Genomic DNA, 25,686 nt, shown 5'->3' with positions numbered 1-25,686 from the left:
GTTTCGTTTCAGCCAAACACGTCGTGCGTGAAGGCGTCGTACCAGCCTTCCGCGGCGCGCGCAGCCTGCCGGCGGACCTCGGTGCTTTCCTCGACCTTGCTGACGAAGCTGATGACGCTCTTGAGCTTTCCGTCGACGGGCTTGAAGCTGATGGCGTTGCTGAACGCATCGTCGGGGGCGAGATAGGTGTAGCAGGTGTTGAACAAATGCGCCGGGAAACGCGCTGATCCGGTGAGATCGGCCGCGATGGCAAAGGCGCAGGCTTTGGCCTGGCTGTTGGCGCAGAAGGCGGATTTCGGCATATCCCCGCCGATGATCGCGTCGCCGACCAGATGGACGCCGGGCTGCAGCGCCGATTCGAAGGTGACCGGATCGACGGGACACCAGCCCGACTGATTGGCGAGCCCTGCCTGCTGCGCCAAGCGCCCGGCCATTTGCGCCGGGATGACATTGGCCACCGCGGCCTTGAATGTTGCTCCCTCGGTGATCACCGACCGGGTCTTCGCGTCGATCGCCGTGACCCCGCCAGTGAACTGGGCCGGTAGCCATTCGATCATTCCCGGATAGTGGCGGTTCCAAGCGTCCTGGAACAGGTCCTGCGCGTTGAAGCTGTCTTTCGAATCGAGGATCAGAATTTTGGCCCTGGGTTTGCTGCGCTGGAAATAGGAGGCGATGAGCGAAGCGCGCTCATAGGGGGCGGGCGGACAGCGAAACGGATTCGGCGGGACGACGATGACGAACAGGCCGCCGTCCTCCATGCTTTCCAGTTGCTGGCGCAACAGCCTGGTTTGCGGCCCTGCATTCCAGCCGTGCGGCATGATCTCCATCGCAGCTTCGTCATAGCCCTTAAGCGCCCGATCCCTGAATGCGATGCCTGGCGCAACAACGAGACGGTCGTAGCTGAGCTTCGAACCGTTGTTCAGCGCAACGGTTTTCGCCGCCGGGTCAATCGCTTCAGCGGATTTATGAATGACGGTGATGCCGTATTGCCTTGCCAGCGCTTCATAACCATGGCTGAGCGATTTGAACGGGCGGAGCCCGGCGAGATAGAGATTGCTGAAGAAGCAGGTCGTGTAGCTCTGCCGCGGTTCGACCAGGGTCACCTCGATAGCCGTGGCGCTGACGGCGAGATATCTGGCGACCGTTGCGCCGCCGATGCCGCCGCCGATCACGACGACACGCGCCTTGGCCTGGCCCCGCGCCTTCGGCTGGTTGAGCGCCGTTAGCAATGCTGCTCCAGTCAGGCGGCCGAACTCGCGACGCGTCAAGAATTTCATGGCGCGCTACTTTCCCTGCGCTGCGACGTAGCGCGCGACGCTCGCGATCTCCTCGTCGCTGAGCGACAGCGCGATAGCGTGCATGATGTGATTTGGACTCTCGCTCGCCCGGTAGGCAAGCAGGGCGTTGGTGAGCCTCTCCTCACCAAGCCGGATGATGCTGGGAATGCCTGTGCCGCCGCCATCGAGACGATGGCAGGACGCACAGGTCGCGGCGAGTTGAGCGCCTTGATCCGCCCCCGCCGCCGCGCCGGATTGACTGACGAGAAGCACGAGGCTCGCTGCAATCGCAGATCTCGCGACGGGGCGCATGCTGAATACCCGTCTGTTTTGGAGTTTTCCGGTCACGCTCCCACTCAACTTGTCACGCCATAATTCGCGCAGTCGATTGCGTCGCCACCTCAACCGACCGTGAGCTGGTGCGACAACGTATAGACGGCACCGCCGTCTTCCTCCCAGACGAAATCGAGCCGGCCGCTCTCTGTCGCGCGCAGGGAAAATTCGAAGAACGGGTTAGCCGAAATCGCCTCGTGTAGATCGACGCTGAACACCACGGCGTCGTTACAGCGGCAGACAAACTGGTTAATGATCTTGCGCGGGATCACATTGCCTTGATCATCGTGGCGCAGCCCTGTTTCCATCTCATGGCTGATGATGGTCTTGACCTGGAAGACGTCGCCCTTCGCCGCAGCGCTTGGTACGATCACGCGTGGTGTGGGGGTGATCACTGTCCGGCTCCCTCTCAGATGTCAGGCGCAGCCATTTGTGGCGACGTCAACCCAAGCCGTGGTCATCAGCAGATTGCCGTCATTCATTTCGGCGACTGCGATGACATGCTGCGGTTTGGCAAGGCGGATGCGGGTCGACACGCGGGGCAGGCTGCGTTGCGGGACGAAATGGAAACTGGCCACTTCGATGATCGGGTTCTGCGGCGCGAACACGCGGATTTGCCTCACGTGGTCGGCCTCCGTCATGGGGCTGTCGATGTCGAGGCTCATAGGCACGGTGTAACCGGTCGGGAAGACCGCCGGCATTATCAGGTGAAGGCGGTCCGACTCCGTGGCCGTCCGCCCGATGAGCTGTTTGACGAGTTCCAGCGCTTCATCGTTCGCACGCGCGCTCAGCGGCGAGGAGAGCGCGACTCCGGCAAACCCTGCACTCCCGGCGATCAACACATCGCGGCGCGTCAAGCTCATCATCCCGGTCTCCGCCTTTTTTGCGTCACTCCGAAGACACACATCAACAGCGGCAGGAGGCGGCGCAATCGGACACATCAGTGCGGCAGCTTTGAAGTTTAGCACCGCCAACCGCTGCGAGCAAATCTCTTAGAAGTGTCCAAGGTCTCTTAGCCGCCCTCAAAACGGTCAAGGCATTGCAGGAAAGGACGCTCCTGCGTTTGTCGGATTTCTAATCACGCTCTTGGCCGGCTATCGGACGCTCGAACTAACTGGAGCGCTCTGAACAGCGCCAGCGCAATGTCGGATTTACAAGCATGTGCGACATTCATGATAGGCTGAAGAAGGACCGGTTAGGGTCAGGTTTTACCGTTCGAGCTGGCCACCGGAATGGGCAACTAGCGCCAGAAACGGATCTATAGGCTGGTCAAACTCAAGGTCGTGTTCGACCATTTCCGGACCTTCGTGTACCATGTGCGGAGGGCCGGCAATTAGGTCGAAGCAGCATACCGCTCAGCCTTGGATGCCGTGACGACGAGAACGGGCATATCGAACGCTACTGCGCCGCCCGCCCGTTGCCCTCATGCAATTTATGTGAACGGAACGTCGCCACAGGCATTCACCGGGGCGGTTCCGTGCTGAACGCGAAGAACCTGCGCGCAGGCGATGCCGCTGTGCCGTGCCAATCGGCAGCTTTGCCCATTCCAAGATTGCGGGTCCCTGATATATTACTCTGACCATCTCGTTCGCAGGATCCGTTTTGCGCATGCAGCCGGCAACTCGAGCGAGGGCGTAAGCAAGCCTTCCTTCCCGCCGACGCGCCGAACCTCGGAGGTGTTATGCTAGTACTGGTTTTCGGCCTCGTGATCTTCTTCGGAATCCATTCTGTTCGGATCGCCGCCGGCAGCTTTCGTGATGAGCAAATCGCCACAAACGAGCGGCGCTGGAAGGGACTTTATTCGCTCCTATCGATCATCGGCTTCGTGCTGATCGTCTGGGGCTGGAGTCTTTATCGGCCCAATGCGCCTGAGATCTACGAGCCGCCCTCTTGGGGCCGCCATGTCGCGTCGGTGTTGGTGCTCGCCGCATTCGTCTTTCTGGCAGCCGCTTACTTGCCCACGGGTTCAATCAAGCATCGGCTGAAGCACCCGATGCTGGTGGGCATCATCCTTTGGGCCATCGGCCACCTCCTGGCCAATGGCGACCTTGCCTCGCTCCTAGTCTTCGGAGCGTTTCTGGTTTACGCGATTGTCGATCTCATTGCCGTCATTCCACGCGGCGATCCGGCACCCGCGGTCGTGCGACCGCGTAGCGACCTGATTGCTGTGGGCATCGGCTTGGTGGCTTTCGCATTGTTCGGGCTCTGGCTGCACGGCTGGCTGTTCGGAGTCTCGCCCTTCGCTTGAACGTCGGCAGCGACGGCGCGCCTTCGAGGATGTCCTGGCGAATCCCACCAGTTGCCGCGGATCGAGCGCCTCGCAGACGCCACAGGGAACCAATGCTTGGCATAAGGTCGGCACATCAGAATTTTGATCCATAGACGGCTCCAGCCGGCAACGTTGCAGTAATTCGGCTCGGATCGCGCCTTGCTTTGCCAACCGCGCGCGACGCTGTAAACACGAGCGGTACGGGATACAATTATCGGAGCGAATGCGTCCCCGGGATGGCTCAGATGTCCTCCGTCGATTCTCGGGAGTTCCCGCTAACTGGCCCTGCCTCGTCTGGCCGCCTTGGCCCGCCGGATGGTTTCGAGGATCCTATCTGGATCGCGGAAAGCTATCTTAGTGGCTCGGGCGGCATGATGGAGCACGAGGCCGAACTGTTTGTGGAGGGAGCGCGAAAGGCCGGACTCAGAGCCTGGGCTGCCGGACTCAAGGACAATCCCAATCTGATCCGTGCGAAATCATGCGACGAGGAACGCGCCAAATCCTCGGAGGGCTGACCAAAGGGTCCGCGTTCACTCATGCTTCGCCGTGGAGGTACAGCATAACCTTGCGGCGCGACAAGGCTGCATCAACGTCGCGCCTGCGCTCGCTGGGCGTCGCGCCCCAACAGCACAAGGCAGTCGTTTCGGCGAAGGTCCGAGAAGTGTCGATATTTTCACCTTCCTAGGGACGCAGGCACAACGCCAGAATGAAGGCCGCGACAAGCAGCATGGCGACTAGTTCCCAGTTAATCCGGTAGATCATCGATCGACTGCCGACATATTCGCGCCATTGCCTGGACAACCGCCAAGGCTGCCATTGTGCGTTTGGTCCTGCCTCCGTTGCGATAGTTGCCGTTCCGCTTGCCTTCAGGTGCGCCACCGCCCGCACCGTGCATGCGACAGACTGCGCTGCCCCTCACCGCTGGCGATCGACACTGGCAACCCGTCCGCTTCGACCGAGCATGACACCGAGGCGCTAGGTTCATGAGGTTGACGTTATTTTTTTCCGTCACCCTGCCCCCCCATGCGAGACGTTGCCGACAATAGCTTGGCCGCCTTCGTTCACCGTGACGTGCTTCACCGTGACGTGCTGCTGGCCGCCCGTGCGGTATTTCTTTAGGGCTTCGACCTGGGCCACGAATGTCCTGGTGAGCTTGTTGAAAGCACGTTCGGCGCTGTCTTGCTGCGGGATAGTTTCGCAGTGAGCAAGGCGGCGGGCGAACGTCATTGTCGCCATGTGCACCGCAGCCATCTGGGATGCCAGCATAGCTTCGATTTGATCCTGCGGTTCAATGCCTTCACGATCGAGGCGACAAAGGCCGTTCCCTTATCGTCTGGCGTTTTGCCGTGGCTGCCGACATTCACCAGCTGGCGCAGGAGGCCATTGATGAAATCTTCGTCCGATGATCCGAACGCTTTCTGGGCTGCCGTATGGTCGATAGTGACGGTGCTTCCGTCGATCTTTAAGAGGCGCGACGGGTTCGATTGGTGCGCGTGATCGGGCGCGGGGAGGACTTTTGTTTTTGCCGTCATGGATTAGGCCGCCAATATTTCATGAATGCAATTCGCGGCATCTCGCCCTTGCAGGACAGGAACTCTTGCCACCGCCCGATCATGCAGCGTTACCGGAAGGCCAATCGATTTCATGCTGCACCATTGGTTTCGGGTTGACGGTAATTCCGGATTCTGCCGAAAACCTCGTCGGCAAACGCCCGAAGTTCCTGGTCAATGACCTCGTCGGCCAGGCCAGCGGACACCATTTGCGTCCGCATGCCCGCGATGACTTGTTTCCAATAATGGTTTCCGCCCTTTGCGGTCCGATCAGACAGCACTTCGACGGTCCTACGGATCTTCCCGACGCGTCGAACGGTCGGAAACGGCAGTACGGTGCACACCGCATCGTCGATAGCATGAGGGCCCAGCCCGCGCATCGGTATCCCCTCCAAAATATGTATAGGACTTCGGACTTCCGAAATGTGCCTGATATTGAAATCTTTGACCTTTTCGGTACGAAAATCATCGCGACACCTTGCGCATTTCGGAACTCCGAAGCGGGGACATTTCGGAAGTCCGAAGCGGCGTTTTTTTCTTGCGCCCGAGCTTGCCGCGCTGTTCGGCCTGTTGTTTCCTGACGGTCGTTGACCACGCCTTTGCCATCGCCATTGTGCAGCGCCGCCATTCGTTGGTCGCTGGCGCGCCCTCATAATCACCGGTGAAGGTCAGGCGGTATGTGTTCGGATGCGATGTCCCGTCGCCAGCTTTGCCGCGCTGGACCCGGATGATGCCCTTGAACTCTAACTCGCCGGTCGCGTCGGCGACGTATTCGCCGGTTACGCCGTATTCGATGAACTGCGTGTGGGTCACGATCAGCCGCCCATTGCAAAGCGCCGCATGGGAGACATGTTCTATAAGGATCCGAAAGAGCGCTCTGTGGGCGTTGCCGCTGAGCGTCCGAAACGCATCGGATTCCATGAAGTCGCGCGTCAACCACTGCCAACCGTTCTCTTCGGCCGACGGCTTGGTGTGCTTTCTCACAAGGTTGTAGGTCTTACCCTTGCACGTCCGGTCTTTCTGGACAGCGCTCAAGCCGCCCTCCCCAGGTTCGCCCGGATGCCGAGCTTCTCGGCAAGAGGTGCTACAGGCACCATGATTTTCCGGCCGATTTTGATTGTGGGGATATCGCCGCGCTTTGCAGCCTCATACGAGCCATTTCGGCTCAGTCCATAAAACACGGCGCCGGCGTCCGGGACCGATAGTGTTGGGCGGTTCAAGGCATCTTCGAGGGTCATGTGTGCTCCTTTCGATGCCTCAATTTACTTATTCGTCCTTGCTAGTGCCAGCACAATGCCATACGTTGCGTTACAAATGTTAAGACAAATAAGGTGATTGAGCGATGGCAGGAAAGCGGGCCGCCGGCGGCGGACGGAAACCCAAGGGAGAGTTTGCCGGGAAGTCCTCGGCATTTTCCACGCGGATAACACCAGAGTTGCGCGCTGCTCTGGACAGCGAAAGTGAGAAAACCGGAAAGTCTGTTTCGCAGATTGTCGAGCGGCGCCTGCGCGAGAGCTTCGAGGAGCAGAAGCGGATGCAGCGCAACCTTGGAAAGGATCACGTTAAGGCGCTGGCCTATCTCGTGGCCCACATGACAACTAGGATTGAAAGTTACACGAAGGCGCGCTGGCACCAAGACATGTTTACCAATCGCGCAGTCGCCTCGGCGATTGCTACTACCGTGGGCCGGTGCCGTCCGGAAGGAGACACAGACGATATAAGCGCTGCTCTCCCGGCGGTGGACGAGCACATCGCGCAAGCGGCGGAAATGTTCAAGCAAACCACTCCGGACATGGCAGAGCGGATGTCATATTTGCGCAATCCGGAAGCGTTGGGCATGTCCGTGGCAGTGCCCTTCCTCGACTACCCTGATGAACCGCCGCCGCTGGGTGACAAGCGCGATTGGCACGATGAGATGTATCTGATGCCTTTCGTGTGGAAGGCGCTCCGAGAAGAGGACGCTCCCAAAATTGGAGAATGGCTAGGGGAAGATAAGGATGGACGTCTCGTATTCGGGAATTTTCCTCCAGAAGATCTATCAGACGAAGAAAAGCGGAAGTGGCTGGCAATGCAGCGACGAGGCTTGAAGCGTGCTGTACACAAAAGCACCTCGAAAACAGGGGAGTCCTGATAATGGCTAAGGTCCGCAAACGCACCCTCCCCTCCGGCGAAGTCCGCTGGCTCGCCGACTATTTCGACGCTGGCGGCAACCGCCGCTCAAAGCAGTTCGACAAGCGCAAGGATGCCGACGCCTATTTGGTCAAGGTGCGGCGCGACCTACAGCTCGGCGTCCATGTAGCAGACAGCGCCTCGATCACGATCAAAGAGGCAGCTAAGCTGTGGCTGGAAAGGTGTGATGCCAAAGGACTGGAGCGCTCCACGCGCACAGCCTACGCCGAGCACGTGAACATCCACATCGTGCCGCTGATCGGCGCCAGGAAGCTTTCGCAGTTCAATACGCCGCACGTCCATGCCTTCGCCGATGAACTGGCAAAGGATCGATCGCCGGCCATGGTCAAGCGCATCGTGCGTTCGCTCGGCGCGGTCTTCGTTGAAGCAAGGCGGCGTGGCTTGGCGGCGACGAATCCGGTGTCAGATGCCAAGGTGAAGACGAACGACCGCCGCAAGTCGAAGCGGCCAGAGATCCCCACCAAGGCGGAATTGCGCACGATCCTCGACGCCACCCCCACCCAAGGCAAGCACCGCGCACTGATCGTCACTGCCCTGTTCAGCGGCTTGCGTGCCTCCGAGTTGCGCGGCCTAAGATGGAACGCTTTCGACCTCAAGCGCGGCGTTCTGACTGTGAAAGGCCGGGTCGATGCATGGGGCGATTTCGGGCTGCCGAAGACATCGGCCGGCGAGCGCGACGTGCCGTTGGCGCCGATGGCAATCAACGCGCTGAAGCAGCAGCGCCTCTCCGTCGCGAACGGTCCCGATGGCTTGGTGTTTCCTTCCGACGAAGGAACGCCGCTTGACCACCACAACATTCTTTCCCGCGTCTGGACGCCCCTGCTCGTCGGTGCCGGGCTATTCCGCCTTCACCCGACCAGGCTCGACGCCGACGGCGCCCCGCTCAAAATCGCCAAGTACAACTTTCATGCCCTGCGTCATGCGGCGGCGAGCCTGTTCATCGAACAAAAGCTTTCACCGAAGCGCGTCCAGACGATCATGGGGCATAGCTCGATCACGGTGACGTTCGACACATACGGCCATCTTTTCGAAGACGACGCCGCCGATCAGACGGCAGTTGCCGAGATCGAGGCCCGGCTACTTTCGTAGCGAAGACTGCAACACGGCTGCAACACAAGGCGAAATTTCCTAGCGAAAACAACGGATCAATCTGTCTCTGATTCCGTTAGTCCTGGTTCGAATCCAGGTTCTCCAGCCAACGACTTCCCGGATGAAATCAAAGCGCAACTGCCCGAAAGCCTAAACCCCGCGTGCGAGCTGTCGTTCTTTGATACGGTGACCGTGCACTTTTTACCATGTCGCCCCCGCCGCATGGTGCACCTTGCCCGCGTTCCCGGTCTGCCGCATCCCCAAGCACCGTACGTAAGGGCGAACCGAAGTGTTTTCACGTCCGAAGACTATGTGTTCCACAAGAACTGCTCGTCGAGTATTGCCGCATCGCCGATGTCGCGGTTTTCGATGCACCCGTGGGCCGAGCATCGCCGGGCAAACCGGCAAAGCCGTGAAACCTGGAAAACGAGGCAGGTGGCGAAAGGAAATGGTGCACTGTCACCGTAATCGCCAAATCACGATATGCGATCCCCTTGCCCTACTGAGGGGCGGAAATCCTGCTATGCAGGGAGAGTTGACGAGAGGGTTGTTTGCGGGCGTTATGGCCCGAGATTGCAGCGGGGTTTTCATGAGTCAAGCGGAACTGGGCAAACTTTGAAGATCGAGTGCGCGAAATGGCAAGCCTCATATGGTCTCGCCCCTGCACTCCTCAACGCGTCGGCGGAGTTAATATTGACGGCGTCACGATACTTGAGGCCGAATTGCAATGTTTCGTTGAAATAACAGAGGAGAAATCTCTGTCAAAAGTTCGCGAAGACGTCATAAAGCTCCATACCGCGAAGAACACCATGTTCTCAAAGGGGGTTATGGCAAGATGTTTCTGCATAGTAAATGGCAACATCACGCCCGCAATGCGAGATGCAGGGAGAGAGCAGCATATTCATGTTCTTTCATTTGACGAATTCAGTAAGCAATTTTTTGATTTCGACTCTTACTCGTCGATTAGGATGTCAGCACCTTTCGGTAGCTCCATCAATCCTTTAACTGGCGAGACTGATGATACAAAGTATGTTCCGGTACGATATTCTGTGGATGGCAAAAAGGGTGACATCTCGACAAAGGACGTAACTGAATACTTATTGGGCGGAAAGAACGTCGTTTTACTTGGCGAATACGGGAGTGGAAAGAGTCGGTGCATTCGAGAGGTGTTCACTTTGCTCAGCGAAACAGCAACGGTGAACTTCTGCCATCCTATTGCAATCGATCTGCGTAAATCATGGGGACTGCGTCAGAGCGGGGAACTGATTAGGCGTCACTTCAATGAGCTCGGGCTTGATTCTCTAGAAAGCAGCGCAATTAAAGCGTTTAACGCCAAGTCTATCATCTTTTTTCTTGATGGTTTTGATGAAATAGGCTCTCAGTCCTGGAGTAACGATAGCAATCGCCTAAAATTTATTAGAGCAAAGTCGCTAGAAGGCGTAAAGGACGTTGTTCAAAAGAATGCCGGAGGCAGCCTTGTGGCCGGGCGCGAGCATTATTTTCCGAGCACGGATGAGATGTTCGCGGCGTTGGGGATAAACCCACAAAACACAGTCGTAATCCGCTCTAAGAGCGAATTTAGCGAAAGCGAACTCCTCGAGTACTTTCAGAATAGAGATATTGATGTTGACGTGCCAAACTGGTTACCTCGCCGACCGCTTATCTGTCAGACTATAGGTTAGCTCGCTGCAGACGAATTTGAAAAAATGTTCGGAGAGGACGGGGACGAGATCTCCTTCTGGAACCATTTTATGGACGTTCTGTGCCAGCGCGACGCAAACATACATGTTTCCTTCGACGCACCTACAATATTGCGAATATTTGTACATCTTGCCCGTTTGACGCGCACCAAGGCATCAAACGTCGGACCTATATCGCTTGCGGAACTACAAAGCGCATTCGAGGCGGCCACTGGAACGGCTCCTGTTGAGGAGGCTTCTGTAATGCTGCAACGTCTGCCGAGTCTAGGTCTAACCATTACAATACAGCTGCATATCGCTTGTTATTGCTCTCCCAGAACGGCAGCTGCCTCCCCCGCCGAACCAACAGCGAATGCCCAATCCCCAGGATCTTCCGCACACTCGCCAGCGCCGCCTCGTTCACCTCGATATATGCGACGATGTACCATTCGCCGTTTTCTTCCCTGGCCATGCCCATCGGCTCGGCCCGCCATTTGAGGGCGCCGTGGTGGGGCATGAAGTAGGTTTCCTGGACGCCGCCGACGGCGCTGAGGCCCTCGTCGAGAGCGTATTCCATCACCGCGCAGCACAGCTGTGTCAGCGTGCCCCTCAGCCCGGCAGTTCGCTTGTCGGGAACGACAAATGTGCGGGTCCATTCGGCCCAATCGGGACGTCTTGGGACGCCCGATTTTTCGCACATGTGAGAAAAAACCTCCGAGACCATGTGCGGCTCGCTCGTTGGGATCAATCGAGCCGAAGTCACTACGCGATCGTCTTCAATGCCCAGCAGGTATGTCGCCGCGTCTGTATCGAATTGATCCAGTTCGCGACCATCCGGGCTCGGAGGGCGCCAGCGCTTTTGATGCACGAAGAAATCGTGCCGCCGGCGCAGAAATTCGTCGAATTCGTTTTCGTAGAGATGCTTGTTATGCGCGTTGACTACGTGGGCCGTTATCATGGTGCGATCCCCCGATCGTTGTCGCGGGGGATATTTGCAGCCTCGCTAATGTACGTCACCTGTCCGATAGGACAATTGACGCGTTTAGGGGTGGATCAGGCGCCGGCGCACTGCCTCGACGACCGCCTGCGTGGTCGTTGCGACGCCAAAAGCCTCGCGGGCCCGCGTTGAGTGCCATTTGACCGTGCGTTCGGTCAGGCCGAGGATCTGGGATGTTTCCGACGAGGTCTTGCCGGCCGCGGCCCACAACAGCACCTCTTTTTCGCGGTCGGTCAGCACGCCTTCATCGTCATCATTGTCGTCCGCCAACGCCTGGATCGACATGCCGGCATAGACCGCCATGGTCACCAGTTGCACTTGATGGCGTGGCGAGAGATTGCAGGACTTCGCGGAAGAGGCGAACGACAGCACGGATTGCCAATGGTGAATGCTGAGCATCGGCACAGCGAAGCCGCTACAGATGCCGAACTCCGTCGCCTCGCCGGCGACGCGTCGTGAACCTTCCGTATCCGACCACTTTGCCGGAACTTCGGACCAAAGGAACGGCTTCAGGGTTTTTGCCGAGTAGATGCAAACACCATCGACGGCGGCGTGCTCGGCCTCGACATAGCGTTCGAACCAGCCGGCCGGCCAGCCATTCAGTTCAACCATCGGCGCAAGTTTCTGGCCACTGAGCGGAACCCCGCTCAGGATAAGGTGCTCGAAGCCGAGATTCCTCACGGTATCAAGAAGGTCGCTCAGCAGCGGCCCGGTGGCTGTATGTTTCCTGCAGCGTTCGACAAAGTCGAACACGTCTGAATCGATCATGACAGAGACCCCCGTCTCCACGCCCGAAAACAAAGTTTAACTCAAATTAGCGACTTCGAATACTCCCAATAAGTGTGTCCGCCACGCAGGACGCGTGGACCAAAATCAGCTAAATCAGCCGGATTATGATCAGCAACACAGGACCAGAAAGCATGACTCCAGCATTGCCGAAACGAAACGAGCCGTTCCGGGCCGGCGAAACCGCGCTGCTCTTGGTCGACATGCAACGGGTCTGGCTGGAGCCCGGCGCAGATCCGGCGCATCCGGAGCGTGGTCCCGATCACTATTTCTACCGGCAGACGGCGTCGCAAACGATCCCCAACCAGGAGCGCCTGCTGGCGGCGGCGCGGGCCAACGGCGTCGAGGTGATCCATACGATCATCCAGAGCTTGACCGAAGACGGCCGCGATCGCTCGCTCGACCATAAGCTGACGCCGATCCACATCGCGCCGAGCCGGCCGGAGGGCCTGCCGGTGCCGTCGCTGGCGCCGGTTGGCGACGAGATCATGCTGCCGAAGACATCGTCGGGCGTCTTCAACTCGACCAACATCGACTATGTCTTGAAAAACCTCGGCGTGCGTTACCTGATCGTCGCCGGCATCATGACCGACCAGTGCGTCGACATGGCGGTGCGCGATGCCGCCGATCGCGGCTACCTCGTCACCTGCGTATCCGATGCTTGCGCCGCCGCCTCGCAGGAGCGCCATGACGGCGCGCTCAAGGCGTTTGGCGGCTATTGCTGGGTCGCCGATACCGCCACCGTTACGGCCCGTTTCGAAGCCTTGGGAAAAGCCGCATGACCGTCGAACCGCTGGTTGCCGTCGTCACCACCGACCTTTCGGCGATCACGCGCGGCCGCTCCGTCGTCGAAAGCAGGCTGCAGAAGATCGCTGCGACCGGCGTCGGCTGGCTGCAGGCCAACCTGTCGCTGACACCGTTCAACTCAATCGTCGATCCCAATCCGTGGGGGTCGTCCGGCGACGTGCGGCTCATTCCCGATCTCAACGCGCGATTTCGCACCGCGCTGACCGGATCGGCGACGCCCTTCGATATGGTCGCCGGCAACATCGTCGAACTCGACGGCAGCCCGTGGGTCGGCTGTACACGGACCATGCTCAAGGATGCGCTGGCGGAATTGAGGGCGGCGACCGGGCTTTCCGTCATCGCCGCCTTCGAGCATGAATTCCATATCGAGGGCGACTTTGGGCCGGCTCATTCGATGTCGCTCGCCGCACTGCGCCGCACCGATCCGTTCGCCGCCAATCTGATGGCGGCGCTGGCGGAATCCGGCGTCGCGCCCGAAGTGGTGATCGCCGAATTCGGCACCGACCAATTCGAGGTGACATGCGAGCCAGCCGATGCGCTTGCCGCGGCCGATCGCGCCGTTGCCATCCGCGAGGTCACGCGCGAAGTGGCGCGATGTGCAGGCTGGCGTGCGAGCTTCGCGCCCAAAACTGCTCCCGATGCCGTCGGCAACGGCGTCCACATCCATTTCAGTTTCGTCGACGAGGCTGGCAAGCCGGCGACCTACGATCCGGCACAGCCGGGCAGTCTTTCCAGCCAGGCCGCTTCGTTCTGTGCCGGCGTGCTGCGCCACTTGCCCGCGATTACCGCCATGACGGCGTCGAGCGTATCGTCCTACTACCGGCTGAAGCCGCACAGCTGGAGCTCGTCCTACACCTGGCTTGCCGATCGCGACCGCGAGGCGAGCCTGCGCATCTGCCCGACGGTGACGCTCGGCGGGCGCGATCCGGCGCGGCAGTACAACGTCGAATACCGGGCGGCCGACGCCACCGGCAATCCCTATCTGTCGCTGGCGGCCATCGTGCGCGCCGGGCTGGAAGGGCTGAAGGCCAAGCTGCCGGCGCCGCCGCTGGTCACCGGCGACCCGACGCTGATGAGCGCCGCCGAGCGCAACAAGCTTGGCCTCGTAAGACTGCCGGAAACGCTGCCGGCGGCACTCGACGCGCTCGTCGCCGACAAGACCGTGACCGGATGGTTCGCGCCGGTGTTTGTCGAGACCTTTGTCGGCCTCAAGCGGCATGAGACCGAGCGCCTCGCCGGTCTCGACCAAGTGGCTGTCTGCGATCTCTACCGGACGCTGTATTGATGGCTGAGCCGCTCGCTAACGCCATCCTACCTGAAGGTTGGCCTCCCGCGGTCGATGCAATCAACGAAACGGGGCGTTCCGATATCGTTTTGATATGCGAGCACGCTTCCAATCATATTCCGGCAGAGTATGCGCGGCTCGGTCTCGACAGCAGCCATTTGCAGCGCCATGTCGCCTGGGATATCGGCGCCGCCGCAGTGACCCGCACTCTGTCGAAGCTGCTCGATGCTCCGGCTTTCCTCAGCTCCTATTCGCGGCTTTTGATCGATCTCAACCGGCCGCTTGGTTCCAGCGGCAGCATTCCGGTGCTATCGGAGGACACTGACATCCCCGGCAATGTCGGCCTCGATCCGGAGGAACGAAGCCGGCGTGCCGGAATCATGTTCGCGCCGTTCCATGACCGCGTGGCCGCCCACCTCGACGAGCGGGCGAAGCAGGGCAGAGCGACGCGGATCGCGACGATCCACTCCTTTACGCCGGTCTTCCTCGGTGTTCGCAGGCCCTGGCACGCCGGCGTGCTTTACGATCGGGCAATCGATTTCGGCCAGGCAGTGCTTGCCGGCCTGAGCACCGACAGTGGGCTCAACGTCGCGGCAAACGAGCCTTATGTGATCAGCCGCGACGGTGACTACGCCATACCGGTCCATGGCGACGATCGCGGCATTCCCGCCGTCCTCATCGAGATCAGACAGGATTTGCTGGCGAGCCGCTCCGGCATCGAGGAATGGGCGAAGCGTCTGGCCGCAGCGTTGCCGGCGCAGCAGAAGGAGGCTTCCTGAACAAGTTCGGCTTCCCGATGCGATGAAGGCGGCAGATCCCTTGCCGCTACGAGAATATTTCCGACAGTTCTTCGACGCTGGTGCCTTCCTTGACCTGACGCAACTCGACATAGCTAACCGCAGTAGCAATCGACATCACCATCGACGTTACGCTCGTCACCAATGCGTCCACCACAGCACCCACCATCCCTCCTCCAAACAGGGCGGTTGCGGCGCCAAGCGCCAACTGAATGGTCACCACGGCGATGATCAGGATAAGGAACAGGCCGAACAGCGCCCAGCGGCTTCCCTTGGTCAGGTCGCGGCTGCGCGCCATGCTACCGAATACGCCGAGTCGCTCTTGCACCAGCGCTGGCACTGCGACCGACCAGCGGAGCGCCAAAATGATGCCAGGCACGATAAGCAGCATAAAACCGATGCCCGCGCCCAAACCGACCAGCAGAGCAATCGCGAGTGTCGGCAAGAGAAAGGAGACTGCTTTCGCGATGCAATCACCGAACGAAGGCTGCTTGCCATTCAAGTCCTCGATGGTTGCACGCACCAGCGATGCCTGGAGCAACAACGAAAGGATGTAGGAAACCAGCCCGAAGCCTATCGCGATGTTGGAATAGCTCCACACGAAAATTGGCTCAATCGAGGCAGGCACCGGGGTAACGGTTGCGAGCCGACTCAAAGCCCAAAGCTGAAAACCAAGTGTCGGCAAGCCCGAAAATACTGCGGCAAGCCCCAGGCAGAGCCCTGCATTACGGCCAATGACCGCAAAGCTATTGTTGAACACCCTGCCAATCTGGAATTTCTCAGGCCGTTCGAGTGTCATTGACGTCATGATGCTTCCCCCTGCCCCACCGCCGCATATCGCTGGCCGCGCCGGCAGCAAATCTGCCAAGATTGACGGTCGCCGTCCAGCCCACTTGCAATTGTTCCGCTGCATTGTCAGTGTCGGCCGGGAACCACAGGTTGCAGGGGAGCGGGTGGCGTTGGCACAGCCAGGCACAGCGGAAGCCGAACGGCTGACCAATCTGCACAAGCAGCTGATCGCCGATGAGTCGATCCAATTCGACCTGCCGGCCTATGTGCCGCCAAAGCCGCCCGAGTGGCTGAAGCCGCTGCAGGATTTTTTGTCGTGGCTCGGTCCATACATGATCTATCTGTTCTGGGGGGCGGTGATATCGGGCGTCGCAATCATCCTGCTTCTGGTCTTCCTCGAGGTGAAAGGCATCGCCTGGCGCCTGCCTTGGCAGCGCGCCCGGCCGGAGGCCGAAGCCGAAGAGACCTGGCGCCCAGACGCCGGCGCCGCGCAGGTCCTGCTGTCGGAAGCGGACGCGCTGGCTGCGCGCGGCGACTATGACGAGGCGGTTCACCTTTTGCTTCGGCGCAGCGTCGCCGATATTGCCGGACGGCTGCCGGATTTCCTGCGCCCGTCGCTGACCGCGCGCGACATCGCCGCCGCCCCTTCCCTGCCGGCAAGGGCACGCCATGCGTTTACCGAGATCGCCCGCATTGTCGAGGCGGCGCTGTTCGCGCGCCGGCCGGTCGGCGCGGAAGGCTGGCGGCAAGCACGCGGCGCCTATGAACGTTTCGCCTTCCGGGATGCCTGGACGTGAGCGCACCTGCGGTCGAGGCACAGGAGCCGTTCAATCGAAAGACACTGTTTTGGGGAATTTTCGCCAGCCTGCTTGCGGCAGCCGGTTTCTTCCTGCTGTCCACCTATGCCCCCGACTTCCGGCAGCCCGGCAATGGCGGCGCCACGCCGCTATCGAAAAGCGGCGTCGGCTACGCCGGTCTGGCGGAATGGCTGCGGCTTACCGGCGAGGCGCCCTTGATGGCACGGACCGAAGACGATCTTGCCAGAGATATACTGCTGATCGTCACCATCTCGCCCGACAGCGACCAAGAGGCGCTTGACCGCATTCTTGAGCTTCGCGATGACCGCGAGACTCTCTTCGTGCTGCCCAAATGGCAGACCTTGCCCCTCCAGCAGCACGAGGAATGGAAGATGAAAATCGAGCGTTTGCCCGACACCGTAGTCAACGGTTGGCTCGGCCGGATCGTCAAGGCCAAGCTCGGTGTCGGCAGGAGCACCGTCGAGCAACTCGAGATCCGGGGCCATCTCGTCGCCGCGCCGCAAGACATGCAATGGGTTGCCGACGATCACCCGATCATTGCGGCAGGCAGCGGCAAGGCCGTCCTCGTCGAATTCCAAGACAAACCCTTTTTCATCCTGACCGATCCCGACCTAATCAATAATTCCGCGCTTGGGGATGCCGAAAAGGCGGTCGCGGCGCGCGACCTGATCCAATGGCTGCGGCCTGGCAAGGGTCTGGTCATGTTCGATCTGACGCTGCACGGCGCGGGGCGAAAGTATGATCTGGCCAAGCTCCTGGTCGAGCCGCCGTTCCTGGCGTTGACACTGACGATCCTGGTCGCCGCGGCGCTGGCGTTCCTGCATGGCCTTGGCCGGTTCGGCCCGCCGCGCGCTGACCAGCGTGCGATTGCCTTCGGCAAGCGTGCGCTGGTCGATACGACGGCGATGCTCATGCGGCGTGCCGGCCGGCTGGACGAGTTGGGAGGCCGCTATGCGGCCTTGATGCGGGTGCGCGCCGGCGCGCTGCTCGGGGCACCGCAAGGGTTGCAAGGCAAAGCGCTCGACCGCTGGCTCGACTCTCGCGATAAGGAGGAAGTCGACGGATTCACGATGCGCTCGCAAGCCGCTGGCGAGGCAAAGAATTTGAACCAGATGCAACAGGCGGCAGAGCGGCTGCACGACTGGACGGCAAGGAGGCTCGGTGAACGTCGATGATGTGAAGGCCCTGGCGACACGGATCAGGGAAGAAGTGGCCAAGGCGATCACCGGGCAGCACGATACGGTCGACCTGATGCTGACCGCCTTGTTTGCTGGCGGGCATATCCTGCTCGAAGGTCCTCCCGGCACGGCCAAGACCATGACCGCACGCTGCTTCGCCCAGGCGCTTGGGATCGCCTACGGGCGCATCCAGTTCACGCCGGACCTGATGCCCGGCGATATCGTCGGGTCGAACATCTACAACTTCCAGACCGGGCAGTTCACGCTGACGCGCGGTCCGATCTTCTGCGATCTTCTGCTTGCCGACGAAATCAACCGCACGCCGCCCAAGACGCAAGCCGCATTGCTCGAGGCGATGCAGGAACATGCGGTCACCTTCGACGGCACCACGCATTCGCTCGGCCGCAATTTCATGGTCGTCGCGACCCAGAATCCGATCGAGCACCAAGGTGTCTATCCGCTGCCGGAGGCGCAGCTCGACCGCTTCCTGTTCAAGCACCGCGTCAGCTATCCCGGCCCCGAGGAAGAACGAGCCATTATCGTCCATCACGGCGGCGGCTCCGCCTCGCACGACATCGCGCAATATGGCATCAAGGCGCAGACGGACCGCGAGACGCTGCAGGAGGCACTCGCAACCGTCGGCTCCGTCACCCTCGTCGACGATGTCGTCGGCTATATAGCGGCGCTGGTTCGGGCTACGCGCGAAAATGCCGATCTGGAAGTCGGAGCCAGCCCGCGCGCGGGCGCCATGCTGGCGCGGGCGGCGCGTGCCCGGGCGGCGCTGGACGGACGCGCCTATGTGATCCCCGACGACGTCAAGGCGCTGGCAGTGCCGGCGCTGCGCCATCGCGTCATCCTTTCGCCTGCCGCCCAGATCGATGGCCGCCTGGTCGAGCAGATCGTCTCTGACCTGGTCGACCAGACGGAAGCACCACGTTGATCTATCCCAGCGGCCGAGCGGTATGGGCAGCAGCGGCCGGCGCGGTGCCGGCCTTCCTGGTCGCGCTGGCACTGCCGTCGTTCTGGTATCTGGGATTGCTGTGGAGTTGCCTGCTGCTTGCCTTCCTGGCGGTGGATGCCGCGGCCGGACACGGACGGGCATCGCTGAATGCCAGCATCGATGCGCCGCAGCAGGTCGGTGTCGGCGGGGAATTCGGCGTGCAAATCGCCGCCCGTCACTCGGGGTCGCGCGCCGCGGAGGCTCGCGTCGGACATGATGCGCGCCTGGCGCCGGTGAGCGGCAGCGGTGGGACTTTGCGGCCGACGGCCGGAGGCGGGTCGCTCGACCTTCGCTTCCAGGCGCTGCGGCGCGGCGTCGCCAGCTTCGACCGTCTATGGGTGCGCTGGCGCGGGCCGTTCGGGCTGGTCTGGAACCAGGTCGTGCTGCCAGTGGAAAGCAAGGTCGCGGTGCTGCCCGACGTCAGCAGCGCCCGCGGCGAGGCGATCACGCTGCTGCAACATGCGGCGCTTGCCGAAGGCCATGCGCAGCGCCGCGCCGGTCAAGGCCGCGAGTTCGACGCGCTCAAGGATTACCAGCCGGGCATGGGCCGGCGGATGATCGACTGGAAGCGCAGCGCCCGCCACGGCAAGCTCTTGGCGCGCGAGTTCCGCATCGAGGAGAACAACAACATCGTGCTGGCCATCGATAGCGGACGCCTGATGTGCGAGCCGGTCGACGGAGTGCCGAAGGTGGACCGGGCGGTGACGGCCGCCTTGCTGTCGGCATTCATCGCGCTGAAGGGCGGCGACATGGTCAGCCTGTTCGGCTTCGATGCAAGGCCGCGCGTTTCAAGCGGCGCGGTACGCGGCCCCGCCAGCTTTGCGATGATCCAGAAACGGGCCGCCGAGATCGACTATTCCAGCGAGGAGACCAATTTCACGCTGGCATTGACGACGCTGGCGGCGCGGCTCGACCGCCGCTCGCTGGTCATCATCTTCACCGATTTCGTCGATCCGATCAGTGCCGAATTGATGCTGCGCACCGTGGGCCGGCTCACCGAGCGGCATCTCGTGCTGTTCATGATGATGAAGGACACCGAACTGGAGGGCCTGGCCGACATGCCGCCACGCTCCGGCGAGGACGTTGCCCGCGCGGTCGTTGCCGGAGGGCTCTTGCGCGAAAGGCAGGTCGTCATCGGCCGGCTGCGGCTGCTCGGGGCGCATGTGATCGAAGCCGACCATACCCGGCTTGGTCCGGCGCTGGTCGAGCGTTATCTGCAGTTCAAGCAGGAGGATTTGCTGTGACGGCGCCAGTGCCCGGCAATGCTGTAGGCGGCGATGCGGTACGCCAGTCGCTGGCCAGCTTCCGCCGCGAGCGCGAGGCCGACTGGAAAGCATTCGAGGCGCTGCTCGCGCGTGTCGAGAAGCGTGCGCCGCGGACGCTTTCCGAAGAGGAGCTGCTGTCGCTGCCCCTGCTCTATCGATCGGCGCTGTCTTCTCTTTCGGTGGCGCGGGCGACATCGCTCGACAACGCGCTGGTCGCCTATCTCGAAGCGCTGTCGTTGCGCGGTTATTTCTATCTCTACGGCGCGCGGCGTGGGCTGCGGCAGCGCCTCGCCGATTTCTTCCTGCACGACTGGCCCGAAGCCATTCGCGACCTGTGGCGCGAGACATTGGTTTCGGTTGCGCTTATGGTGATCGGCATTGGTGCAGGCGCCTGGCTGGTGGCATCCGACAAGAGCTGGTTCGACGCGATCATCCCGCCCGGCCTGGCAGGAGGCCGCGGCCCCGACACCTCGGCCGAACTGCTGCGCAGCATGCTTTATGATGGCGACAATGGCTTTCTCTCAGGCTTTGCCGCCTATCTGTTCACGCACAACGTCCAGGTCGCAATCCTGGCCTTCGCCCTTGGCTTTGCCTTCGCCGTGCCGACGGTACTGCTGATGCTGTTCAACGGCTGCATGATCGGGGCGTTGTTCCAAGTCTATTGGTCCAAGGGGCTTGGCATGGAGCTTGGCGGCTGGCTGGCCATCCACGGCACCACCGAATTGCTCGCAATCTCTTTGGCCGGCGCGGCCGGTATGCGCATCGGCACCAGCATCGCCTTTCCCGGCGAATTGACGCGAATGGCGGCAGCGGCTCGCGCCGGACGCATCGCCGCGAACGCCATGGTCGGGGTCTCGGTCATGCTGCTGTTTGCCGGGCTGCTCGAGGGCATTGGCAGGCAGACCATCACCAGCGACGTCACGCGCTACGCCATTGGCGGTGGCATGCTGGTGCTGTGGATCGGTTATTTCTATATGTTCCGGGCGGTGCGGCATGGCGATCGTTAAACGCGCTGCCTTCGCGGCTATACGACCGCTGATCACGCCCGAAGGCGTCGATCTCCGGATAAAGTTGGCCGACGCCGGCACGCGGGCTGCCGCCTTCCTTCTCGACGTCGTGTTCATCGCCGTAGCTGCAATCGTGATCACGATCGTCGCGCTGTTCGGGGTGGGAGGCCTGGGCAGCGAGGGATTTCAGCCGCTCTTCGTCGTCTGGATCATCCTGATCTTCTTTCTTCGCAACGCCTACTTCACCGTCTTCGAAGCGGGCCGGCGTGCGTCTACGCCCGGCAAGCGGATCGTCGGCATCCGGGTCGCGTCGCGCAGCGGAGACGGCCTGTCGATCGACCAGGTGATAGCCCGCAACCTGATGCGCGAGATCGAGGTGTTCCTGCCGCTGTCGATCATCGCCGGACGCAGCGGGACCGACCTCGCCGACACGCTGACGACCGTGTTCGGACTGGTGTGGACGCTGCTGTTTGCCTTGTTCCCGCTGTTCAATCGAGACCGCATGCGGATCGGCGACCTGTTGGCGGGGACCTGGGTGGTCGAAGCGCCGAAGCGCGCCTTGCTTGAAGACCTGTCGGCACGGCAGGATCCGGCGGCCGGCGCGTTCCGGTTCAGCCACGCCCAGCTCGATGCCTACGGAATTGCCGAACTCCACAAGCTCGAGGAAGTGCTGCGCCGCGACGACTATTTCGCATTGCGGACGGTTGCCGAAACGATCGGACGCAAGATCGGCGCGGCACCACAAGCCCATGACGCACGCGCGTTCCTGACGGCGTATTATGGGGAGTTGCGGGCGCATCTCGAACGCAAGCTGCTGCTGGGCAACCGCAGGGCCGACAAACATGCGCGTTAGACCAGGAGTGGAAATGCACGAAAAGCGTGCGCAGCAGCCCATTGCCACCGAAGATTGACGCTTGACCGGTGCCATCTTCTCCCGCAAATTCAGTCTCGCGGGGTTGAAATGCCTTTCCCTCCGAGGGTGCTCGTGTTCCCTATCCTCTGGCAGTCGCAAGCGGATGTTGCGAGAAAACTCCTCGAGAGTTCCAGGTTCTACGGAAATCAAGCTGCAAGGAGACTTCCTTGGCCACTTTCGTCACTCAATCCACTTTCCAACGAGCTGGCAGCCAAATGGTGTGGTTTTGGAAGCTCGGAACAGGCGATGCCTACTGGGGGTACTCGGTACGTGCGGCAGTCGTCCTTCGCACGGCCACTTTGCGCTGGGAAAGCCTGTATACCTACATCGACGAGACAGGCCAGACCGAGGTAATACAGACGAACGTATCAGACGATATGCAAATAAGATTCGCGGCGATAAGTTCTCCCTGAGGAGCCAAGACATGCCAATAGCGCTTCACGCGGTATACGATTCCCGAGGCGTCATCATTGCTGCCTCACGAGTCGATTCCGACGATGACAAGTCGGCCCCGGCGCCAATCCCACAGCCCGGCGAGGGCAATTACTACGCGCTAATCCCGCTTGACGAAGCCCACGTCAAAATGCCGCTGGATCAGCTGTGCACAACGACTCGGGTCGACTTGCGACAGAAGCGGCTGATTGCCGAGGACCTTCACTCTCAAGCGTAAGTGTTCCTCGCCACCCTGCCCTACCCCACCCACTTCTCATAATCGGACACCAACAGGTGCAGCGGTGCTGTGTCCTCGTCGATGTCCGCGAAGCGGCCGATCGGCTCGCGGAAGACGTTGTCGGTGAGATCGTCGTTGACGGTCGAGACCTCGCCGATCAGCACGTCCTTGCCCTCGGCCCAGAAGGCGTGCCAGACACCCGGCAGCAAAGTGACGCTCTGGCCTGGGTCGAGCTTCAGGAGCCCACCCGCAGGTAGTCTGTGGATGGTTCCGTCGACAGGCACCGATACTTCGGCCTTCGGATCGATGCCGCCATCGCGATCATGCATGAACAGCTCCAGCACCAGTTTGCCGCCGCCACGGTTGATGATGTCCTCGGCCTTGATGTTGTGGCGGTGCATCGGCGAAAGCTGATCCTTGCGCGAGATCATGATCTTCTCGGCATAGAGCATGCCCATGCCCTTCTTCATGTCCTCGTAGCGGCCGTTGCGAACGGTGAACAGGAACAGGCCGAGGTCGTCGAACTTGCCCTGGCCGTAGTCGGTGATGTCCCAGCCAAGCCGAGAAGAGAAGATCGCCGCCGAATCCTGCCGGCGCGCCTTCATCTCTTCCGGGGTCCAGTAGGCGAAGGGCGGCATGATGTAGCCGAACGAGCGGATGAAAGCGTCGGCGTCGCGGATGATGTCGTTGATGGCGGAGCGTTTCATGATCGTGGTTCCTTCTTCAGGCGGCGCCTACAGCGCATAACCGAACACCGATCCGGTGTCGACGTAAACCGCATTCTGGCCTCATGACATCGGCGACGATCAGGGCCATAAGTCCCGACAAATTCCCAAAGGTGACATTCCATGCGCAGCATAGACGACCTCGATACGCCAGCGATCCTGATCGATGCCGACCGCGCCGAAGCCAATATCGCGCGGGCGCAGGCCCATGCCGACAGCCATGGGCTGAAGCTCCGGCCGCACATCAAGACCCACAAGCTGCCCTATTGGGCGAAGAAGCAGGTCGCGGCGGGCGCCATCGGCATCACCTGCCAGAAGATCGGCGAGGCCGAGGTCATGGCCGATGCCGGACTGACCGACATCTTTCTGCCCTACAATATCCTCGGGCGGGCCAAGCTGGGGCGCCTCAAGGCGCTGCACGGCCGCGTAACCCTGTCGGTGACGACCGACAGCATGGACACCCTGATGGGACTTGCCGCCACCTTTACCGATCCCGGCCACCGCCTGCCGGTGCTGGTCGAATGCGACACCGGCATGGGCCGCTGCGGTGTGCAGTCGGCCGGCGAAGCAGTCGCGCTGGCGAGCGAGATCGACAAGGTCCGGGGGCTCGTCTTCGGCGGCTTGATGACCTACCCGGGGGCGGGCCGCGCCGTTGAGACCGAGGCGTGGCTCGCCGATGCGCAGCAAGCGCTTGCCGCATCCGGCCTTGCCTGCGATCGTATCTCCAGCGGCGGCACGCCCGACATGTGGCGTTCCGGCGAGCATTCCGTCGTTACCGAATACCGCCCCGGCACCTACATCTATCTCGACCGCTACCAGGTCGCCAAAGGCGTCGGCAGCCTCGACGATTGCGCGCTGACGGTGCTGTCGACGGTGGTCAGCCGTCCAACGCCGACGCGCGCCATACTCGACGCCGGCAGCAAGGCCCTGTCTAGCGACACGCTGGGGCTCGCCGATTTCGGCGAGCTGCTGGGCATTTCAGGCGCAAGAGTGACCAGCCTCAGCGAAGAGCACGGCAATGTCACGCTGTCAGGCGACGCCGAGCTTCGCATCGGCGAGCGCGTGCGGGTCGTGCCCGACCATTGCTGCGTCGTCACCAACCTGTTCGACGAGGTGCATCTGATCGAAGGCGAGACGGTGATCGAGACGCTGCCGCTCAAGGCGCGAGGACGTATGGCTTGATCCTGTCGGTTGGCTAACGCTCGGCTTGCCTCGCGGCAACCCGGCGCATCGAAATGACGCGGCGGCGCCGGATCTCGGTGCGCATTGCCGTCAGATGCAGCGCGAAGAACAGCACTGTGAAGCCGAGTGCCATCACCAGCAAGGGCCACAACAGGCTTGGATCGATGGTCGGCCCGCCGAGCCGGAACACCGACGCCGGCTGGTGCAGGGTGTTCCACCAGTCGACCGAAAATTTGATGATCGGGATGTTGATGAACCCGACCAGGGTGATGATGGCGGCGGCCCAGGCGGCGCGCCCGGCATCGTCGAGCGCGCGGGTCAGGGCGATGATGCCGAGATACATCAGGAACAGGATGAAGACCGAGGTCAGCCGAGCGTCCCACACCCACCAGGTGCCCCACATCGGCTTGCCCCAGATCGAACCGGTGATCAGCGCAAGGGCGGTGAAGACGGCACCGATGGGCGCCGCCGATTTCAGCGCCACGTCGGCCAGCGGATGGCGCCAGACCAGCGTGCCCAGCGCCGAGACCGCCATCAGCGTGTAGCACATCATGGCAAGCCAGGCGAAAGGCACGTGGATATACATGATGCGCACGGTGATGCCCTGCTGGAAGTCCTCAGGCGCCGTGAAGCTCATATAGAGACCCACAGCGAGGACGATGGCGGCGACGCTCGCCAGCCAAGGCACGACCTTGTCGGCCAGCCCGACGAACCGCGTCGGGTTGGCAAGGTCCATCCAGCCGGAGAGGCGTGAAGTCGTGTCGCTCATGCGGCTTTACATAGACCCCCGGCGGAGTTGCGGCAACCACAGGCGGCGTACGGGGTCTCCCGTTCTCCCCGTGAACGGCGGGGCAATCGCATTTGGATTCTTGCGAAGATGGACCCCCACCCTAACCCTCCCCACAAGGGGGAGGGAACGCTGCCGCCCGCCTTTACTTCCGCTTTGGCGCCGAAAGGCAGGCAATTTGCAAAGGTCAGCGCCAACGGAAGTCTCCCTCCCCCTTGTGGGGAGGGGTTAGGGGTGGGGGTCCATCGTAGAGCGAAAGCCGCGGCTTTCCACCTGCGATAGCCCGCCTTCCC

General features: G+C 61.3%; 29 protein-coding genes. 15 read left to right on the top strand and 14 right to left on the bottom strand.

Annotated elements, in window-relative coordinates; all coding sequences use genetic code 11:
• Positions 1-8: 8 nt before the first annotated feature.
• The 4 genes from NKH23_RS10090 to NKH23_RS10075 are packed head-to-tail and all read right to left on the bottom strand — an operon-like array spanning position 9 to position 2,476.
• Positions 9-1,277 carry an NAD(P)/FAD-dependent oxidoreductase gene (locus tag NKH23_RS10090; RefSeq protein ID WP_352910972.1) on the bottom strand — a complete coding sequence of 423 codons (1,269 nt, stop codon included), beginning with the start codon at positions 1,275-1,277 and terminating at the stop codon, positions 9-11.
• A 6-nt stretch (positions 1,278-1,283) separates the two neighbouring features.
• On the bottom strand, positions 1,284-1,625 hold the full coding sequence (locus NKH23_RS10085; RefSeq protein ID WP_352910974.1) for a c-type cytochrome: 342 nt from the start codon (positions 1,623-1,625) through the stop codon (positions 1,284-1,286).
• Between the two features lie 53 nt (positions 1,626-1,678).
• On the bottom strand, positions 1,679-2,005 hold the full coding sequence (gene soxZ / locus NKH23_RS10080; protein ID WP_352903451.1) for a thiosulfate oxidation carrier complex protein SoxZ: 327 nt from the start codon (positions 2,003-2,005) through the stop codon (positions 1,679-1,681).
• Between the two features lie 21 nt (positions 2,006-2,026).
• Positions 2,027-2,476, bottom strand: coding sequence for a thiosulfate oxidation carrier protein SoxY (locus NKH23_RS10075; RefSeq protein WP_352910976.1), 450 nt, complete (start codon positions 2,474-2,476; stop codon positions 2,027-2,029).
• Between the two features lie 815 nt (positions 2,477-3,291).
• Between NKH23_RS10075 and NKH23_RS10070 the strand changes: the two genes are divergently transcribed.
• Both NKH23_RS10070 and NKH23_RS10065 read left to right on the top strand, forming a co-directional pair.
• On the top strand, positions 3,292-3,858 hold the full coding sequence (locus tag NKH23_RS10070; protein WP_352910979.1) for an NnrU family protein: 567 nt from the start codon (positions 3,292-3,294) through the stop codon (positions 3,856-3,858).
• A gap of 266 nt (positions 3,859-4,124) precedes the next feature.
• Positions 4,125-4,394 carry a hypothetical protein gene (locus NKH23_RS10065; RefSeq protein WP_352910982.1) on the top strand — a complete coding sequence of 90 codons (270 nt, stop codon included), beginning with the start codon at positions 4,125-4,127 and terminating at the stop codon, positions 4,392-4,394.
• 493 nt (positions 4,395-4,887) lie between these two features.
• On the opposite strand, the gene NKH23_RS10060 is transcribed toward NKH23_RS10065, so the two are convergent.
• The 5 genes from NKH23_RS10060 to NKH23_RS10040 all read right to left on the bottom strand — a co-directional run bounded on the left by NKH23_RS10060 (position 4,888) and on the right by NKH23_RS10040 (position 6,667).
• Positions 4,888-5,115 carry a hypothetical protein gene (locus NKH23_RS10060; RefSeq protein ID WP_353034618.1) on the bottom strand — a complete coding sequence of 76 codons (228 nt, stop codon included), beginning with the start codon at positions 5,113-5,115 and terminating at the stop codon, positions 4,888-4,890.
• Positions 5,103-5,411 (bottom strand): hypothetical protein, encoded by a 309-nt coding sequence (locus tag NKH23_RS10055; protein ID WP_353025022.1) that lies wholly within the window; start codon positions 5,409-5,411, stop codon positions 5,103-5,105. The genes NKH23_RS10060 and NKH23_RS10055 overlap by 13 nt, the downstream gene beginning before the upstream one ends.
• A gap of 110 nt (positions 5,412-5,521) precedes the next feature.
• A complete protein-coding gene (locus NKH23_RS10050) occupies positions 5,522-5,809 on the bottom strand; it encodes a DUF6074 family protein (RefSeq protein ID WP_352910988.1) in 288 nt (95 codons plus the stop codon).
• 85 nt (positions 5,810-5,894) lie between these two features.
• On the bottom strand, positions 5,895-6,464 hold the full coding sequence (locus NKH23_RS10045; RefSeq protein ID WP_236391415.1) for a hypothetical protein: 570 nt from the start codon (positions 6,462-6,464) through the stop codon (positions 5,895-5,897).
• Positions 6,461-6,667, bottom strand: a complete 207-nt coding sequence (locus tag NKH23_RS10040) for a helix-turn-helix domain-containing protein (RefSeq protein ID WP_287322029.1) — start codon at positions 6,665-6,667, stop codon at positions 6,461-6,463. The genes NKH23_RS10045 and NKH23_RS10040 overlap by 4 nt, the downstream gene beginning before the upstream one ends.
• Before the next feature lie 104 nt (positions 6,668-6,771).
• Between NKH23_RS10040 and NKH23_RS10035 the strand changes: the two genes are divergently transcribed.
• From NKH23_RS10035 to NKH23_RS10025, 3 genes are all read left to right on the top strand, one after another.
• Positions 6,772-7,560 carry a hypothetical protein gene (locus tag NKH23_RS10035; RefSeq protein WP_352910991.1) on the top strand — a complete coding sequence of 263 codons (789 nt, stop codon included), beginning with the start codon at positions 6,772-6,774 and terminating at the stop codon, positions 7,558-7,560.
• Positions 7,561-7,562: 2 nt separating this feature from the next.
• On the top strand, positions 7,563-8,708 hold the full coding sequence (locus tag NKH23_RS10030; RefSeq protein ID WP_353025021.1) for a tyrosine-type recombinase/integrase: 1,146 nt from the start codon (positions 7,563-7,565) through the stop codon (positions 8,706-8,708).
• A gap of 635 nt (positions 8,709-9,343) precedes the next feature.
• Positions 9,344-10,390 carry a hypothetical protein gene (locus NKH23_RS10025; RefSeq protein WP_352977380.1) on the top strand — a complete coding sequence of 349 codons (1,047 nt, stop codon included), beginning with the start codon at positions 9,344-9,346 and terminating at the stop codon, positions 10,388-10,390.
• Positions 10,391-10,685: 295 nt separating this feature from the next.
• Here NKH23_RS10025 and NKH23_RS10020 read toward each other — a convergent pair whose 3' ends face one another.
• Complete coding sequence (locus tag NKH23_RS10020) at positions 10,686-11,345, bottom strand: acyl-homoserine-lactone synthase (protein WP_352910998.1); 660 nt, start codon at positions 11,343-11,345, stop codon at positions 10,686-10,688.
• Between the two features lie 84 nt (positions 11,346-11,429).
• Entirely contained in the window at positions 11,430-12,152 is a 723-nt protein-coding gene (locus NKH23_RS10015; RefSeq protein WP_352789657.1) for a LuxR family transcriptional regulator, read from the bottom strand.
• A 152-nt stretch (positions 12,153-12,304) separates the two neighbouring features.
• Here NKH23_RS10015 and NKH23_RS10010 point away from each other — a divergent pair, with 152 nt between their 5' ends.
• From NKH23_RS10010 to NKH23_RS10000, 3 genes are read left to right on the top strand one after another with little or no spacing between them, the layout of a single operon-like run.
• Positions 12,305-12,952, top strand: a complete 648-nt coding sequence (locus NKH23_RS10010) for a cysteine hydrolase family protein (RefSeq protein ID WP_352911001.1) — start codon at positions 12,305-12,307, stop codon at positions 12,950-12,952.
• Positions 12,949-14,262, top strand: a complete 1,314-nt coding sequence (locus NKH23_RS10005) for a type I glutamate--ammonia ligase (protein ID WP_352911004.1) — start codon at positions 12,949-12,951, stop codon at positions 14,260-14,262. Before NKH23_RS10010 ends, NKH23_RS10005 begins: the two co-directional genes overlap by 4 nt.
• Complete coding sequence (locus NKH23_RS10000) at positions 14,262-15,041, top strand: N-formylglutamate amidohydrolase (protein WP_352911006.1); 780 nt, start codon at positions 14,262-14,264, stop codon at positions 15,039-15,041. The genes NKH23_RS10005 and NKH23_RS10000 overlap by 1 nt, the downstream gene beginning before the upstream one ends.
• Before the next feature lie 46 nt (positions 15,042-15,087).
• On the opposite strand, the gene NKH23_RS09995 is transcribed toward NKH23_RS10000, so the two are convergent.
• Positions 15,088-15,867, bottom strand: a complete 780-nt coding sequence (locus tag NKH23_RS09995; protein WP_352911009.1) for a hypothetical protein — start codon at positions 15,865-15,867, stop codon at positions 15,088-15,090.
• 145 nt (positions 15,868-16,012) lie between these two features.
• On the opposite strand from NKH23_RS09995, the gene NKH23_RS09990 reads away from it, so the two are divergent.
• From NKH23_RS09990 to NKH23_RS09965, 6 genes are all read left to right on the top strand, one after another.
• Positions 16,013-16,645 (top strand): DUF4129 domain-containing protein, encoded by a 633-nt coding sequence (locus NKH23_RS09990; protein ID WP_352911012.1) that lies wholly within the window; start codon positions 16,013-16,015, stop codon positions 16,643-16,645.
• Complete coding sequence (locus tag NKH23_RS09985; RefSeq protein ID WP_353034615.1) at positions 16,642-17,841, top strand: DUF4350 domain-containing protein; 1,200 nt, start codon at positions 16,642-16,644, stop codon at positions 17,839-17,841. Before NKH23_RS09990 ends, NKH23_RS09985 begins: the two co-directional genes overlap by 4 nt.
• The gene (locus NKH23_RS09980; protein WP_352911017.1) at positions 17,828-18,784 is read left to right on the top strand and encodes an AAA family ATPase; all 957 of its coding nucleotides are present in this window, start codon (positions 17,828-17,830) and stop codon (positions 18,782-18,784) included. Before NKH23_RS09985 ends, NKH23_RS09980 begins: the two co-directional genes overlap by 14 nt.
• A complete protein-coding gene (locus NKH23_RS09975) occupies positions 18,781-20,088 on the top strand; it encodes a DUF58 domain-containing protein (RefSeq protein ID WP_352911019.1) in 1,308 nt (435 codons plus the stop codon). The genes NKH23_RS09980 and NKH23_RS09975 overlap by 4 nt, the downstream gene beginning before the upstream one ends.
• On the top strand, positions 20,085-21,116 hold the full coding sequence (locus NKH23_RS09970) for a stage II sporulation protein M (protein WP_352911021.1): 1,032 nt from the start codon (positions 20,085-20,087) through the stop codon (positions 21,114-21,116). The genes NKH23_RS09975 and NKH23_RS09970 overlap by 4 nt, the downstream gene beginning before the upstream one ends.
• 64 nt (positions 21,117-21,180) lie before the next feature.
• Positions 21,181-21,969, top strand: coding sequence for an RDD family protein (locus NKH23_RS09965; RefSeq protein WP_352911023.1), 789 nt, complete (start codon positions 21,181-21,183; stop codon positions 21,967-21,969).
• Between the two features lie 750 nt (positions 21,970-22,719).
• Here NKH23_RS09965 and NKH23_RS09960 read toward each other — a convergent pair.
• Positions 22,720-23,406 carry a D-lyxose/D-mannose family sugar isomerase gene (locus NKH23_RS09960; protein WP_352714925.1) on the bottom strand — a complete coding sequence of 229 codons (687 nt, stop codon included), beginning with the start codon at positions 23,404-23,406 and terminating at the stop codon, positions 22,720-22,722.
• 141 nt (positions 23,407-23,547) lie between these two features.
• On the opposite strand from NKH23_RS09960, the gene NKH23_RS09955 reads away from it, so the two are divergent.
• On the top strand, positions 23,548-24,606 hold the full coding sequence (locus NKH23_RS09955; RefSeq protein ID WP_352714927.1) for a D-TA family PLP-dependent enzyme: 1,059 nt from the start codon (positions 23,548-23,550) through the stop codon (positions 24,604-24,606).
• Positions 24,607-24,619: 13 nt separating this feature from the next.
• On the opposite strand, the gene NKH23_RS09950 is transcribed toward NKH23_RS09955, so the two are convergent.
• The gene (locus tag NKH23_RS09950; protein ID WP_352911025.1) at positions 24,620-25,375 is read right to left on the bottom strand and encodes a heme ABC transporter permease; all 756 of its coding nucleotides are present in this window, start codon (positions 25,373-25,375) and stop codon (positions 24,620-24,622) included.
• Positions 25,376-25,686 lie beyond the last annotated feature (311 nt).

This window comes from Mesorhizobium sp. M1328, assembly GCF_040318075.1.
Lineage (GTDB): Bacteria > Pseudomonadota > Alphaproteobacteria > Rhizobiales > Rhizobiaceae > Mesorhizobium.
This window is presented reverse-complemented; position numbering and strand designations above follow the sequence as displayed.

Excerpts from the sequence above, each read along its gene's own strand:
- NKH23_RS10000 (WP_352911006.1), top strand. The coding sequence starts at position 14,262 with ATGGCTGAGCCGCTCGCTAACGCCATCCTACCTGAAGGTTGGCCTCCC.
- NKH23_RS10005 (WP_352911004.1), top strand. The coding sequence starts at position 12,949 with ATGACCGTCGAACCGCTGGTTGCCGTCGTCACCACCGACCTTTCGGCG.
- NKH23_RS09995 (WP_352911009.1), bottom strand. The coding sequence starts at position 15,867 with ATGACGTCAATGACACTCGAACGGCCTGAGAAATTCCAGATTGGCAGG.
- NKH23_RS10075 (WP_352910976.1), bottom strand. The coding sequence starts at position 2,476 with ATGATGAGCTTGACGCGCCGCGATGTGTTGATCGCCGGGAGTGCAGGG.
- NKH23_RS10020 (WP_352910998.1), bottom strand. The coding sequence starts at position 11,345 with ATGATAACGGCCCACGTAGTCAACGCGCATAACAAGCATCTCTACGAA.
- NKH23_RS09950 (WP_352911025.1), bottom strand. The coding sequence starts at position 25,375 with ATGAGCGACACGACTTCACGCCTCTCCGGCTGGATGGACCTTGCCAAC.
- NKH23_RS10090 (WP_352910972.1), bottom strand. The coding sequence starts at position 1,277 with ATGAAATTCTTGACGCGTCGCGAGTTCGGCCGCCTGACTGGAGCAGCA.
- NKH23_RS10010 (WP_352911001.1), top strand. The coding sequence starts at position 12,305 with ATGACTCCAGCATTGCCGAAACGAAACGAGCCGTTCCGGGCCGGCGAA.
- NKH23_RS09955 (WP_352714927.1), top strand. The coding sequence starts at position 23,548 with ATGCGCAGCATAGACGACCTCGATACGCCAGCGATCCTGATCGATGCC.
- NKH23_RS10065 (WP_352910982.1), top strand. The coding sequence starts at position 4,125 with ATGTCCTCCGTCGATTCTCGGGAGTTCCCGCTAACTGGCCCTGCCTCG.
- NKH23_RS10025 (WP_352977380.1), top strand. The coding sequence starts at position 9,344 with ATGGCAAGCCTCATATGGTCTCGCCCCTGCACTCCTCAACGCGTCGGC.
- NKH23_RS10030 (WP_353025021.1), top strand. The coding sequence starts at position 7,563 with ATGGCTAAGGTCCGCAAACGCACCCTCCCCTCCGGCGAAGTCCGCTGG.
- NKH23_RS10015 (WP_352789657.1), bottom strand. The coding sequence starts at position 12,152 with ATGATCGATTCAGACGTGTTCGACTTTGTCGAACGCTGCAGGAAACAT.
- NKH23_RS09960 (WP_352714925.1), bottom strand. The coding sequence starts at position 23,406 with ATGAAACGCTCCGCCATCAACGACATCATCCGCGACGCCGACGCTTTC.
- NKH23_RS10060 (WP_353034618.1), bottom strand. The coding sequence starts at position 5,115 with ATGGCGACAATGACGTTCGCCCGCCGCCTTGCTCACTGCGAAACTATC.
- NKH23_RS10035 (WP_352910991.1), top strand. The coding sequence starts at position 6,772 with ATGGCAGGAAAGCGGGCCGCCGGCGGCGGACGGAAACCCAAGGGAGAG.
- NKH23_RS10040 (WP_287322029.1), bottom strand. The coding sequence starts at position 6,667 with ATGACCCTCGAAGATGCCTTGAACCGCCCAACACTATCGGTCCCGGAC.
- NKH23_RS10050 (WP_352910988.1), bottom strand. The coding sequence starts at position 5,809 with ATGCGCGGGCTGGGCCCTCATGCTATCGACGATGCGGTGTGCACCGTA.
- NKH23_RS10070 (WP_352910979.1), top strand. The coding sequence starts at position 3,292 with ATGCTAGTACTGGTTTTCGGCCTCGTGATCTTCTTCGGAATCCATTCT.
- NKH23_RS10055 (WP_353025022.1), bottom strand. The coding sequence starts at position 5,411 with ATGACGGCAAAAACAAAAGTCCTCCCCGCGCCCGATCACGCGCACCAA.